Raw genomic sequence first — 12,664 nt, 5'->3', positions numbered from 1 at the left:
GCGTCAGTGCCCGCCGAGCGCCGACTCGCCGGCCGCGCGCATCGCCGGCAGTGGTACGTCGCCGTGGCCGGTGTGCTGTTCGACCTGGAGTACGGCCTGGTGGACGAGCAGGTCGAGGCCGCTGACGACCGGGGCGCCGCGGCGGGTCCAGGCGCCGGCCAGCGGGGTCGGCCAGGGGTGGTAGAGGACGTCGAAGAGGGCGCCGGGGCGGTCGGGGACGGCGGCGGCCAGGTGGTCGGCGGCGCCGGCCGGGGTGGTGGCGACGACCAGCGGCTCGTCCAGCGCCTTCGCGGCATCGGCCCAGTCGGCGGTGCGTACGGTGACGCCGAGGCGCGTACCCCACTCCCGCATCTCGGCGGCGCGCGCCGGGCCGCGTACGTACGCCGTCACCTCGCCGGTGCAGATGCGGGAGAGCGCGGCCAGCGCGGAGGACGCGGTGGCGCCGGCGCCGAGGATCGCTGCGGACGGCACCGTGGTGATGCCGCGTTCGCGCAGGGCGGCGAGCATGCCGGGGATGTCGGTGTTGTCGCCGCTGCGGCGGCCGTCGGCGCCGAGGACGACGGTGTTGACGGCCTCCACCGAGGCGGCGGTGTCGCTGACGCTGTCGAGCAGCGGGATCACCGCCCGCTTGAGCGGCATCGTCAGCGACAGGCCTGCCCACTCGGCCGGGTCGAGGCCGTCGAGGAAGCCGGGCAGGGCGTCCTCGTCGACCTCGAAGCGGTCGTAGCGCCAGCCGGCCAGGCCCATCGCGGCGTACGCGGCCCGGTGCAGGACCGGGGACAGCGAGTGCGCGATGGGCGAGCCGAGAACGGCGGCGCGGCGGGTGCCCGAAGGCGGAGCTGTGCTGTTCACTGACGTTGCTTCCTGCCTGCCGCCGCCTGGGCTACTCGCCCTTGATCTTGTTGAACTCGGCCAGCGTCTCGGTGAACCGGGTGGTCTTGCCGTCCAGCGAGATGAAGAAGTACCAGGGCCCGGAGTCCGGGTCCATCGCGGCCTTCAGCGCCTTGATGCCGGGGTTGCCGATCGGCCCCGGAGTCAGGCCCTTGTACCGGTACGTGTTGTAGGTGTCCTTGAGCCCGTGGATGTCCTTGAGGGCGATCGACGTGTCGCTGGTGTTCTTGATGTAGTTGTACGTCGAGTCGAACTGCAGCAGGAAGTTGGTCTGCTGCTTGTTGCTGGGCAGCAGCCGGTCGTAGATGACCTTGGCCATCTTGCGGAAGTCGTCGTCGGTCTTGCCCTCGGCCTGCACCAGGCTGGCGACGGTGAGCAGCTGGTACGGGCTGCTCAGGCCCTGCTTCTTCGCCTCGCCGGCCAGGTCGAACTGCGCGAACTGCTCCTTGGCCGAGCCGATCATCTGCTTCAGCAGGTCCTCGGGTTTCATGCCCTTGGCCACGCTGTAGCGGGACGGGAAGAGGAAGCCCTCCAGCGGGTCCTTGACCTTGCTCGATGTGTCGGCCCAGTCGGGCAGGCCGAGACTCTTCGCCTTGGCGTGGGCGACGCCCTCGGTGGTGCCGGGCTTGAGCGCGAGCTGCTTGTCGATGGCGGCGTAGATCTGCTTGTCGCGCATGCCCTCGCTTATGATCATGGAATTCTGCGACTTGGGGTCGAGCATCATCGTGACGGCCGCCGCCGCGGACATGTTCTTGTTGAGCAGGTAGACACCGGCCTGGATGCTCTGGCCCTTGGGGTTGCCGCGGGCCGCGGCCGTGAAGGCGTCGACGCTCTTGACCACGCCGGCCTTCTTGAGCAGGTTGCCCATGGTGGTCAGGGTCGAGCCCTTGGGGATCTCGACCTGGACCGAGCCGGTGCCGTTGCCCGAGTAGTCGGGGGCGGGGCCGAAGTGGTCCTGGTAGACGCCGTAGCCGTAGTAGACACCGCCGGCGAGGCCGCCGCCGAGCACCAGCAGGACGGTCAGGCAGGCGCAGCCGCTGCGGCGCTTCTTGCCGCCCTTGGGCTGGTTCTTGCCGGCCCGCCGGCCGCCGCTCTCGCCGCCGGCCGGGGTGTGGTCGTCATCGTCGTGGTCGTCGCGGTCGGCGAAGAAGGCGTGCTCGCGCGGGTCGGAGTCCTCGTCGGGATTCCACTCGCCGGTATTGCCGGGGGCGGTGCGCAGCGGCCTGGCGCCCGGCTCCTGCGGGCGCCCGCCGGGGCCCGGCTGCTGGAGCCGCGCCTGTCCGGCCTGCCCCGCTGCGGGGTGGCCTGGCTGCGGGCCCTGCGACGGCTGGGGTTGCTGCGGCTGCTGCATGCCGGGGCCCGGCTGCTGGGGCTGCTGCATACCGGGGCCAGGCTGCTGGTGGTACTGCTGCGGCTGCTGCTGGTAGCCGCCGCCCTGGCCGTAGTAGTCGGGCTGCTGGCCGCCGTACGGGTCCTGGGCGGGGTAGCCGCCGGTCGGGTGCGAACCGGTGTCGTACGTCGCGTGCGAGCCGGTGTCGTAGCCGTAGCCGCCCTGCTGCGGATACTGCTGCTGGGGCTGCTGCTGGTACTGGCCCGTGTCGTGCTGCTGCGGCTGCTGCACCGGGTACTGCTGCTGGTGCTGCGGGTACTGCTGCTGGGGGTACTGGCCGGTGCCCTGCTGCGGGTACTGCTGCTGATGCTGACCTGTGGCGTACGGGTCCTGCCACTCGCCTCCCTGCGGCTGCGGCGGCTGCTGCGGGTACCCCTGGCCCTGGTCGTACGCATCGCCGAACAGCGGGTCGTCCGGGTGCCACGGTTCGGAGCCGGAGCCCCGGCCATAGTCAGTCATCGGTCCCCTTGGTACGCGGTCGGCGTCGGGTCTGCCGACCTTGCGAAACGGGCGGCGCCAGAAGGCGCCGCCGTGTCGCGCGGAACGTTACCGTATCGCGATCAGATGAAGGATTGGACGCTCTCCCCAGGAGCTTTACCCGACACCCTCTCGGTCTCCAGCGCACTCTGCAGAATGATGACGGCCGCAGCCTGGTCGACTACGGAGCGTCCCTTCTTCGCCTTCACACCGGACGCCCGCAGCCCCTGTGTGGCCGTCACGGTCGTCATCCGCTCGTCCACCAGGCGCACCGGCACCGGGTCGATGATTTTCGCCACACTTCGCGCGAAGGTCCGCACCTTGGCCGCGGCCGGGCCCTCGGTGCCGTTGAGCGAGCGCGGCAGCCCGACGACGACCTCGATCGGCTCGTACTCGGTGACGATGTCGGCGAGCCTGCGCAGGGCCGCGGGCACGTCGCGGCCCGGCACCGTCTCGACCGGGGTGGCGAGGATGCCGTCGGGGTCGCAGGAGGCGACCCCGATCCTGGCGTCCCCGACGTCGACACCGAGCCGGCGGCCGCGCCGCATGGCGGGCCTGCCCGGCTCGGTGCCGTCCTCGTCCGCAGTTCCGCCCACCGTCAGACCTTCTCGCCGACGAGCCGCTGCACGGCCTCGACGGCGTCCTGGACGGCGGCCGGGTTCTGCCCGCCGCCCTGGGCGACGTCGTCCTTGCCGCCCCCGCCGCCGCCGAGTGCCTTGGCGGCGGTACGGACCAGCTCGCCGGCCTTGATGCCGCGCTCGCGGGCGCCCTCGTTGGTGGCGACCACGGTCAGCGGGCGGCCGCCCGCGACGGTGAACAGCGCCACGACGGCCGGGCGGCCGCCGGTGATGCGCTGCCGCACGTCGAGCACCAGCCGGCGCAGGTCGTCGGCGCCGGTGCCGTCCGGCACCGAACCGGTGACCAGGGCGACGCCCTTGACGTCCTGTGCGGTCTGGGCGAGTCCGGCGGCGGCCTGCAGCACCTTCTCGGCGCGGAAGCGCTCGATCTCCTTCTCGGCGTCCTTGAGCTTGGCGAGCATGCCGGAGATCTTGTCGGGCAGCTCCTCGGGCCGGCCCTTGACCAGTTCGGTCAGCTGGGCCACGACGGTGTGCTCGCGGGCCAGGAAGTTGTAGGCGTCCACGCCGACCAGGGCCTCGACCCGGCGTACACCGGAGCCGATCGACGACTCGCCGAGCAGCTTGACCAGGCCGAGCTGGGCGGTGTTGTGCACGTGGGTGCCGCCGCACAGCTCCTTGGAGAAGTCGCCGATGGTGACGACCCGGACGTGCTCGCCGTACTTCTCGCCGAACTCGGCGATGGCGCCCTGCCGTTTGGCCTCCGCGATGGGCAGCACCTCGGCGGTGACGTCCAGTTCACGGGCCAGCACCTCGTTGATCTTCTGCTCGACGTCGGTCAGCACGCCGCCGGGGACGGCGGTCGGCGAGCCGAAGTCGAAGCGGAAGCGGCCGGGGGAATTCTCCGAGCCGGCCTGGGCGGCGGTCGGGCCGAGGGCGTCGCGCAGCGCCTGGTGGGTGAGGTGGGTGGCGCTGTGGGCGCGGGCGATGGCGCGGCGGCGGACCAGGTCGATCTGGGCCAGGGCGGTGGCTCCGACGGTGATCTCGCCGACCTGGACGACGCCCTTGTGCACGCTGACGCCGGGCACCGGCTGCTGGACGTCCCTGACCTCGACGACGGCGCCGCCCTCGACCCGGATGCGGCCGGTGTCGGCGAGCTGGCCGCCGCCCTCGGCGTAGAAGGGGGTGCGGTCGAGGACGACCTCGACCTCGTCGCCCTCGGTGGCGGCCGGCGAGGGCAGGCCGTCGACCAGCAGGCCGACGACGGTGGCCTCGTTGTGGTCGTGGGTGTAACCGACGAATTCGGTGCCGCCCGTGCGGTCGGCGACCTCGCGGTAGGCGGACAGGTCGGCGTGGCCGGTCTTCTTGGCGCGGGCGTCGGCCTTGGCGCGGTCGCGCTGCTCCTTCATCAGCCGCCGGAAGCCGTCCTCGTCCACGGACAGGCCCTGCTCAGAGGCCATCTCCAGGGTGAGGTCGATCGGGAAGCCCCAGGTGTCGTGCAGCAGGAAGGCCTGGCTGCCGGACAGCACGGTGCCGCCTGCCTGCTTGGTCTCGGTGACGGCGGTGTCGAGGATGTTGGTGCCGGCCCTGAGCGTCTTGAGGAAGGCGGCCTCCTCGGCGAGCGCGACGGTCTCGATCCGCTTGCGGTCGGTGAGCAGCTCCGGATACTGCTCGCCCATCGTCTTGAGGACCACGTCGATCAGCTCGGCGGCGACCGGGTCGTGGGCGCCGAGCAGCCGCATGTTGCGGATGGCACGGCGCATGATGCGGCGCAGCACGTAGCCGCGGCCCTCGTTGCCGGGGGTGACGCCGTCGCCGATGAGCATCATCGAGGTGCGCATGTGGTCGGCGACGACCCGCAGGGCCACGTCGGTGTCGTGCGCCTGCCCGTAGCGGACGCCGGTCAGCTCGGTGGCCTTGTCGATCACGACGCGCAGGGTGTCGGTCTCGTACATGTTCTGCACGCCCTGCAGGATCATCGCGAGGCGTTCCAGGCCGAGGCCGGTGTCGATGTTCTTGGCGGGCAGGTCGCCGAGGATCGGGAAGTCCTCCTTGCCCTCGCCCGCGCCGCGCTCGTACTGCATGAAGACCAGGTTCCAGATCTCCACGTAGCGCTCGTCGTTGACGGCGGGGCCGCCCTCGACGCCGAATTCCGGGCCGCGGTCGTAGTTGATCTCCGAGCAGGGGCCGCAGGGTCCCGGCACGCCCATGGACCAGAAGTTGGGGCCCATGCCGAGCCGCTGGATGCGCTCGGCGGGCACGCCGATCTCGTCGCGCCAGATCCGCTCGGCCTCGTCGTCCTGCTCGTAGACGGTGATCCAGAGCTTCTCCGGCTCCAGGCCGTAACCGCCCTTGTCCTGGGGCGTGGTGAGCAGCTCCCAGGCGTAGCGGATGGCGCCTTCCTTGAAGTAGTCGCCGAAGGAGAAGTTGCCGCACATCTGGAAGAACGTGCCGTGCCTGGTGGTCTTGCCGACCTCTTCGATGTCCGGGGTGCGCACGCACTTCTGGACGCTGGTGGCACGCCGGAAGGGCGGCTTGACCTCGCCGAGGAAGTACGGCTTGAAGGGGACCATGCCCGCCGGGACCAGCAGCAGCGTCGGGTCGTCGGCGATGAGGGACGCCGACGGCACAACGGTGTGTCCGCGCTCCTCGAAGAAGCGCAGCCAGCGGCGGCGGATTTCTGCCGACTCCATCAGTGATCGTCCTTCCGGTCGTACGCGTTGTACGCAATGCCCCGGCGCGGTGCCGGGAGGTCGGTGTCCAGCTCCCGCGGGGCGGCGCGGCGGGTGTCGTCCGCGCCGGTCAGCCCGAGGGCGTCCTGCAGTTCCCCTTCGCGCTGCGCCATGCCCGCCCTGACGTCGTGGGCGAAGGTGCGCAGCCGCGCGCCGGTCTCCAGCGCGCGGTCGGCCGCGGTCGCGGCCAGGCTCTCCGGGCTGAGCCGGCGCAGCGCGCGGTTGACCTTGGTGGTGGCCCACACTCCGGTGGCGGCACCGGTCAGGAACCAGAACAGACGGCGGAACATGGGGCCTCAGTCCTTCGAGCGGTTGCGGCGGCGGGCGCGTCGGGCGGCGGGCAGCACCTTGCCGGCGCCGCCGGCCTGCAGTCCGACCGCGCGCCGCACCCCGTAGCCGAAGGCCGCGACCTTCACCAGGGGGCCGCCGAAGGTGCTGGCGACGGTGGAGGACAGCGCGGAGGCGTTCGCGGTCACCTCGGCGACGTCCGCGGTGATCGTGTCCACCCGGTCGAGCTGGGTGTGCGCGGAGCGCAGCGCGTCGGAGGCCTCGCCGAGCAGCGGTACAGCCTGCTCGGTGATCCCGGCGACCAGCTCCGTGGTGCGCCGCAGCGTCCCGGCCAGGCGCGCGAGCGCGACGGCGAGGAACGCTACGAGGATCGCCCAGAACACCGCGACGACGAGGCCGGCCACGCCGGCCACTTCTCCACCGGACACCTTGCCGCGCTCCCTCTCGTCACCAGGTCGGTTGGCTTCCGAGCCTATCGCGCCGCGAGGTTCGGGCCGTACCGCATTCCCGGGTGCGCCCGGGTCGCACCCGGACCCTCCCCGGGTGGGGGCTTCTCGCGCACTTCCCCGCACCCCTGGGTGATTGCCACTCGCGGTGGTCGTTCGCCTTTCCCACCTCGCCGGCGGGGCGTTCCGTTCTCCCCCGGTGCTTCGCGTGGGGGTACCCCCACGCGCCCCTGAAAGACGGTCGTCCTCCTGCGCGGAGGGCCCGGCCCCCGCCAGGGGCTAACGCCGGGCGCAGGAGGACGCAGGACCCAAAGGGGCGCGGGGAACTGCGCGACCAGCCGCAGCGAACCACGACTGTGAACGCGACAGGACGAGGCACCCGCCCAGGGGCGCGCGGGGTACCCCCACGCGAAGCACCGGGGGAGAACGGAGCACACCGGCCGCGGGGGGCGCGAAGGAGGCGCCCCCAGGGCAAGGGAGAACCTCCTTACGGGGCCCGAGGCCCGCTGTACGTAGCGTTGACGGTCAAGTACGCTGCGTGCACCATGGAGACTGAGGGTAACCTCCCGTCCGAGCTGACCGGGTTTGTCGGTAGGACGTCGGAAGTCGATCGGTTGAGCGCGTTGGTGGCCGGATCGCGACTGGTGACGGTCACCGGGGCGGGCGGGGTCGGGAAGTCCCGGGTGGCGCTGCGCGCCGCCCGGTCCGTGCAGGACCGTTTCCGCGACGGCGTCTGGCTCGTCGAGCTGATCGCCCTGCACGGCGCCGATCTGGTGGACCACACCGTCGCCGAGGCGCTGCGGCTGCCCGACCACACCAGCAGGGCGCCGCGGGAGGCGCTGGCCGAGCATCTGGCCGACCGCGAACTGCTGCTGGTGCTCGACGGGTTCGACCGGCTGGCCGGGCCGTGTGCGGAGCTGGCCGCCGATCTGCTGCGGCGGGCGCCGGGGCTGCGGGTGCTCGCGGTGGGGCGGCGGCCGCTGGGCATCACCGGTGAGCAGCTGCTGCCGCTCCAGCCGCTGCCCGTCGGCTCGGACGCGGTGCGGCTGTTCGCCGAGCGGGCGGCGGCGGTGCTGCCGGGTTTCGCCGTGACGGCGGGGAATTCCGCCGCGGTGGCCGAGTTGTGTGCCCGGCTCGACGGGCTGCCGCTGGCGCTGGAGCTGGCCGCGGTGCGGTTGCGCGCGCTGTCGGTGGAGCAGGTGCTCGAACGCCTCGACGACCGTTTCCGGCTGCTGACCGGCGGCGACCCGAGCGCGCCCGCGCGGCACCGGGCGCTGCGTACCGCGATCGGCTGGAGCCATGAGCTGTGCAGCCCGGCCGAGCGGCTGCTGTGGGCGCGGCTGTCGGTCTTCGCGGGCCACTTCGACCTGGAGGCGGTGGAGTACGTGTGCGTGGGCGGCGGCATTCCCGAGGACGAGGTCGTGGAGGCGGTCGCCGCTCTGGTCGACCAGTCGGTGCTGAGCCGGCAGGAGGTCGCCGGGGGCGGCCCGGCCCGCTACGGGATGCTGGACAGCGTCCGGGAGTACGGCGCCGGGTGGCTGGCCGCGCTGGGCGACGAGGGCAGGGTGCGGCGCAGGCACCGGGACTGGTATCTGGGGCTGGCCACCTGGTGCGAGCTGGACTGGTTCAGCCCGCGGCAGGCGGAGGTCGCGGAGCGGGTCGCGGCGGACCTGCCGAACCTGCGGCTGGCGCTGGAGTTCAGCCTTGACGGGATTCCGGGCGAGCCGTCGGAGGACCCGGCGGTGGGCCAGTACCTGGCGGGCACCCTGTGGTTCTGCTGGGTGGGCTGCGGGCGGCTCGCGGAGGGCAGGCACTGGCTGGGCCGGGCGCTGGAGCTGCCGGCCGAGCGGTCGGAGGCCCGCGCGAAGGTGATGTGGGTCTACGGCTATGTGGCGCTGCTCCAGGGCGACTCGGCGGCGGCGCTGGCGGTGCTCCAGGAGTGCCGCGACGAGGCGCGGGCCGCGGGCAACGCGGTGGCGGAGGCGTACGCGCTGCACCGGCTCGGCTGCCTGGCGCTGGTCTCCGACGACATGCCGCGCGCGGAGCGGTTCATCGACGACGCCCTGCTGCGCTACCGCTCGATCGGCGAGCTGAACAGCAACGTGCTGATGGCGCAGGTCGAGTTGGCGATGTCGGTGGCCTTCCAGGGCGATGTGGAGCAGGCGGTGCTGCTGGCCGAGGAGGTCAGGGACATCTGCCGGGACCACGGTGAGCGCTGGGCTCTGGCGTACGCGCTGTACGTGCTGGGCTACGCGGCCTGGCTGGGCGGTGAACCGCAGCGGGCGAGGCGGCTGGCCGAGGAGTCGCTGGCCATCGACCACTCCTTCGACGACCTGGTGGGCGCGGTGCTTGCACTGGAGCTGCTGGCGCTGATCACCGAGGGCGAGGGGGCGCCGTACGAGGCGGCGGTGTTGCAGGGCGCGGCGGGCCGGCTGTGGGAGTCGGTGGGCCTGCGGCTGTTCGGCTCGCGGTATTTCAACGCCCCGCACGCGGCGTGCGAGCAGCGGGTGCGGGCGGTGCTGGGCGAGGCGGCCTACGCGGCGGCACTGGGCGAGGGCGGCCGGCTCGGCCTGGACGCGGCGGCACACCGGGTGTTGAACCGGCCGCGCGGCGCGGTGCGCGGCGAGCAGCACGGCCCGGTGCGGGCGCCCGCGCCGCGTACGCACGAGGGCCTGTCTGGCAAATAGCATCGTCCGCCCCGTTGGGGCGGGGCTGGCGGAGTCTGGTGCGTGCCATCGCAAGGCGGAGGGTGGGGGCACCACCCGGGCCGCCAGGCCCAGGGGGACAGAGCGCAGCGGGCCGCGCCGACGACCGACAACGCTGGGGGCACCTCCCGCCGAAGGCAGGGGGAGAGCGTGCGTGCCACGCCCCGCCAGCCAGACGGGATTTGCCGGACAGGCCCCAGCCCGCCGCCTCTCCTGAGGCGGCGGGCTGAGGGTGCTGCGGGGTGGTGCGGCGGTCAGCGGGCGTAGTACTCCACGACCAGCTGCTCGTCGCAGATCACCGGGATCTCCTTGCGGTTGGGGTCGCGGTCCAGCCGAAACGCCAGCGCCTGGAGGTTGATCTGCAGGTAGCGCGGGGCCTCGCCGTCGCCGGCCCAGCCGCCTTCGCGGGCGACCAGGAAGGGGGTCTTCTCGCGGGACCGCTCGCGGACCTGGACGACGTCGTCGGGGCGCACCCGGTAGGAGGGCTTGTCGACCTTGCGGCCGTTGACCTCGATGTGGCCGTGCACGACCATCTGCCGGGACTGGTAGATGGTGCGGGCCAGGCCCGAGCGCAGGACGAGGGCGTCGAGGCGGCGCTCCAGCTCGATGATCAGCGCCTCGCCGGTACGCAGTCCGGACGCCTTCTTGGCCCGGTCGTAGGCGCGCTGCATCTGCCGCTCGCTGATGTCGTACTGCGCACGCAGCCGCTGCTTCTCCAGCAGGCGGGTCTTGTAGTCGCTGTTCTGCTTGCGACCACGGCCGTGCTCACCCGGCGGGTACGGGCGGGCCTCGAAGTACTTGACCGCCTTCGGGGTGAGCGCGATGCCCAGCGCCCTGGACTTCTTGACCTTGGGACGCGACTGATTCACGTGCGTCGAACCTCCGTGTAAATTAGGTAAGGCTTACCTTAACTGAGGAGTGCGCATGATTCGACCCGGGAACCCCGTACCCGACGTGTCCGGCCCGCAGGAGCAGGCGGAGCGGTCGCCGCACGGTCAGCCGCGTCCCGAAGTGGAAGAAGCGCCCCGGCAGCCCACGGCTGCCGAACGCGCACGCACTCTGGTCGAGGGTAACTCGTCCCCCGCGCTGGTCATTCCCGGTCTGGCGCCGGCGCCCACCGCCCCTCTGGTGCCGCTGCGGCACTCCGTGGGACCCACCGGAGACGTCTTCCTGCTGTTCCCGCGCGATTCGCCCGCCGTCCGCGCGGTGCGCGCGGCCGCCGACGACGAGGCGGCGGCTGTGCTGGAGGTCACTGATGTGGCCCCGGTCGCGGTGCCCTACCGGATCCGCGGCAGGGCGTGGGTCGCCGGCTGGCTGACCGCGGTGCCCGGCGGCTCGTTCGAGGCGGGCGCGGAGCTGCTGCGCCTGGAGGCCGGCGAGATTTCGCTCGACGACCTGTGGGGCGCGGCCCAGGTCGACCCCGACGAGTTCGCGGACGCCGCCGCCGATCCGCTGGCGGCGCACGAGGCGGAGATCCTGCAGCACCTGGCGGCCGCGCACGCCGACGAGGTCGGCGCGCTGTGCTCCCTGGTGTCCGGCACGGGCCGCTGCACGACCGGCGCGGTGCCGGTGGCGCTGGACCGCTTCGGCCTGCGGGTCCGCTTCCGCGCCGAGGACGGCGCCTTCGACGCGCGCTTCGACTTCCCCGAGCCCGTGCAGGGCCCGCACGGCGCGCAGCGGGCGATGCGCGAGCTGTTCGCGGCGGCGCGCGCGGACTGAGCGGCGGCTTTACGGGGGGCGGCTATTCGCCCCTGCCCGCGAGGCGCTCGCGCACCCACTCCAGGACGTCGGCGTAGCGCCCCTCGGCTCCGTAGCGCGTCGGCTCGTAGTAGCGGCGGCCGGCCAGCTCCTGCGGGAGATACCGCTGGGCGGCGACCGCGCCCGGCACATCGTGCGGGTAGACGTAGCCCTGGGCATGGCCCAGCTTGGCCGCGCCCTTGTAGTGCCCGTCGCGCAGGTGCGCGGGCACCGGGCCCGCCTTGCCCTCCTTGACGTCGGCGAGCGCGGCGCCGATCGCGGTGGTGGCGGCGTTGGACTTCGGGGCCAGCGCCAGCGCGATGGTGGCGTGCGAGAGGATCAGCGACGCCTCGGGGAAGCCGATCATCGCCACCGCCTGCGCGGCGGCGACCGCGGTCGGCAGGGCGGTGGAGTCGGCGAGGCCGATGTCCTCGCTGGCCGAGATCATCAGCCGGCGGGCGATGAAGCGGGGGTCCTCGCCGGCCTCGATCATCCGGGCCAGGTAGTGCAGCGCCGCGTCCACGTCGGAGCCGCGGATGGACTTGATCAGGGCGCTGGCCACGTCGTAGTGCTGGTCGCCGTCCCGGTCGTAGCTGACCGCGGCCCGGTCGACGGCCTCCTCCAGGGTGGCGAGCGTGATCGCGTCCTCGCCCTTGGCCAGCGCCGAGCCCGCGCCGGCCTCCAGGGCGGTCAGCGCGCGGCGGGCGTCGCCGCCGGCGACCCGCAGCAGGTGCTCCTCGGCGTCCTTCGGCAGGCTCACCGCCCCCGCCAGGCCCCGCTCTTCGTCCAGCGCGCGGCGCAGCACCCCGCGCAGGTCGTCGTCGGTGAGCGGTTCGAGGGTGAGCAGCAGGGAGCGGGACAGCAGCGGGGAGATCACCGAGAAGTACGGGTTCTCGGTGGTGGCCGCGATCAGGGTGACCCAGCGGTTCTCCACCGCGGGCAGCAGCGAGTCCTGCTGCGCCTTGCTGAAGCGGTGGATCTCGTCCAGGAAGAGCACGGTCTCGCGCTGGAAGCCGCCGGACTGGCGCTTGGCGCTCTCGATGACCGTGCGGACCTCCTTGACGCCCGCGGTGATCGCGGAGAGCTCCACGAAGCGCTTGTCGGTGGCCTTGCTGACCACATACGCCAGGGTGGTCTTGCCGGTGCCGGGCGGACCCCACAGGATCACCGACGAGGGCCCGGCGGGACCGCCGCTGTCCCCCACCAGCCGCCGCAGCGGCGATCCGGGCCGCAGCAGGTGCCGCTGCCCGACGACCTCGTCCAGGACGCGCGGGCGCATCCTTACGGCGAGCGGGCTGGACCCGGGGTCGCGCTCCCTGCGGTCCTCGGCTGCGGCGGTGAAGAGGTCTGGTTCCACGTCTTGCAGCGTAGGTCACCGCTACGACAACCGCGCCGGCCGCCCACCAGGGGGGGCGGCCGGCGC

General features: G+C 72.8%; 10 protein-coding genes. 2 read left to right on the top strand and 8 right to left on the bottom strand.

The window, feature by feature from the left end; genetic code table 11:
• Positions 1-3: 3 nt before the first annotated feature.
• The 6 genes from OG900_34235 to OG900_34210 form a co-directional block, all read right to left on the bottom strand.
• Complete coding sequence (locus OG900_34235; protein WUH94711.1) at positions 4-852, bottom strand: shikimate dehydrogenase; 849 nt, start codon at positions 850-852, stop codon at positions 4-6.
• 31 nt (positions 853-883) lie between these two features.
• The gene (gene mltG / locus OG900_34230) at positions 884-2,740 is read right to left on the bottom strand and encodes an endolytic transglycosylase MltG (protein WUH94710.1); all 1,857 of its coding nucleotides are present in this window, start codon (positions 2,738-2,740) and stop codon (positions 884-886) included.
• Between the two features lie 101 nt (positions 2,741-2,841).
• Positions 2,842-3,306 (bottom strand): Holliday junction resolvase RuvX, encoded by a 465-nt coding sequence (ruvX, locus tag OG900_34225; protein WUH96020.1) that lies wholly within the window; start codon positions 3,304-3,306, stop codon positions 2,842-2,844.
• A 50-nt stretch (positions 3,307-3,356) separates the two neighbouring features.
• The gene (gene alaS / locus OG900_34220) at positions 3,357-6,026 is read right to left on the bottom strand and encodes an alanine--tRNA ligase (protein ID WUH94709.1); all 2,670 of its coding nucleotides are present in this window, start codon (positions 6,024-6,026) and stop codon (positions 3,357-3,359) included.
• A complete protein-coding gene (locus tag OG900_34215; protein ID WUH94708.1) occupies positions 6,026-6,355 on the bottom strand; it encodes a DUF6167 family protein in 330 nt (109 codons plus the stop codon). Before OG900_34215 ends, alaS begins: the two co-directional genes overlap by 1 nt.
• Positions 6,356-6,361: 6 nt before the next feature.
• Positions 6,362-6,781 carry a DUF948 domain-containing protein gene (locus OG900_34210; GenBank protein WUH94707.1) on the bottom strand — a complete coding sequence of 140 codons (420 nt, stop codon included), beginning with the start codon at positions 6,779-6,781 and terminating at the stop codon, positions 6,362-6,364.
• A 563-nt stretch (positions 6,782-7,344) separates the two neighbouring features.
• On the opposite strand from OG900_34210, the gene OG900_34205 reads away from it, so the two are divergent.
• Positions 7,345-9,486: an AAA family ATPase gene (locus OG900_34205; protein ID WUH94706.1), complete on the top strand. Its 2,142-nt coding sequence runs from the start codon at positions 7,345-7,347 to the stop codon at positions 9,484-9,486.
• A gap of 272 nt (positions 9,487-9,758) precedes the next feature.
• On the opposite strand, the gene rpsD is transcribed toward OG900_34205, so the two are convergent.
• Complete coding sequence (gene rpsD / locus OG900_34200) at positions 9,759-10,373, bottom strand: 30S ribosomal protein S4 (GenBank protein WUH94705.1); 615 nt, start codon at positions 10,371-10,373, stop codon at positions 9,759-9,761.
• 55 nt (positions 10,374-10,428) lie between these two features.
• Here rpsD and OG900_34195 point away from each other — a divergent pair, with 55 nt between their 5' ends.
• A complete protein-coding gene (locus OG900_34195) occupies positions 10,429-11,223 on the top strand; it encodes a DUF2470 domain-containing protein (GenBank protein WUH94704.1) in 795 nt (264 codons plus the stop codon).
• A gap of 22 nt (positions 11,224-11,245) precedes the next feature.
• On the opposite strand, the gene OG900_34190 is transcribed toward OG900_34195, so the two are convergent.
• Positions 11,246-12,598: a replication-associated recombination protein A gene (locus OG900_34190; GenBank protein WUH94703.1), complete on the bottom strand. Its 1,353-nt coding sequence runs from the start codon at positions 12,596-12,598 to the stop codon at positions 11,246-11,248.
• Positions 12,599-12,664: the final 66 nt, after the last annotated feature.

This window comes from Streptomyces sp. NBC_00433 (assembly GCA_036015235.1).
Taxonomy (GTDB): Bacteria; Actinomycetota; Actinomycetes; order Streptomycetales; family Streptomycetaceae; genus Actinacidiphila.
This window is presented reverse-complemented; position numbering and strand designations above follow the sequence as displayed.

Coding starts and splice junctions, on each gene's coding strand:
- mltG (WUH94710.1), bottom strand. CDS start 2,740: ATGACTGACTATGGCCGGGGCTCCGGCTCCGAACCGTGGCACCCGGAC.
- ruvX (WUH96020.1), bottom strand. CDS start 3,306: ATGCGGCGCGGCCGCCGGCTCGGTGTCGACGTCGGGGACGCCAGGATC.
- alaS (WUH94709.1), bottom strand. CDS start 6,026: ATGGAGTCGGCAGAAATCCGCCGCCGCTGGCTGCGCTTCTTCGAGGAG.
- OG900_34215 (WUH94708.1), bottom strand. CDS start 6,355: ATGTTCCGCCGTCTGTTCTGGTTCCTGACCGGTGCCGCCACCGGAGTG.
- OG900_34205 (WUH94706.1), top strand. CDS start 7,345: ATGGAGACTGAGGGTAACCTCCCGTCCGAGCTGACCGGGTTTGTCGGT.
- OG900_34195 (WUH94704.1), top strand. CDS start 10,429: ATGATTCGACCCGGGAACCCCGTACCCGACGTGTCCGGCCCGCAGGAG.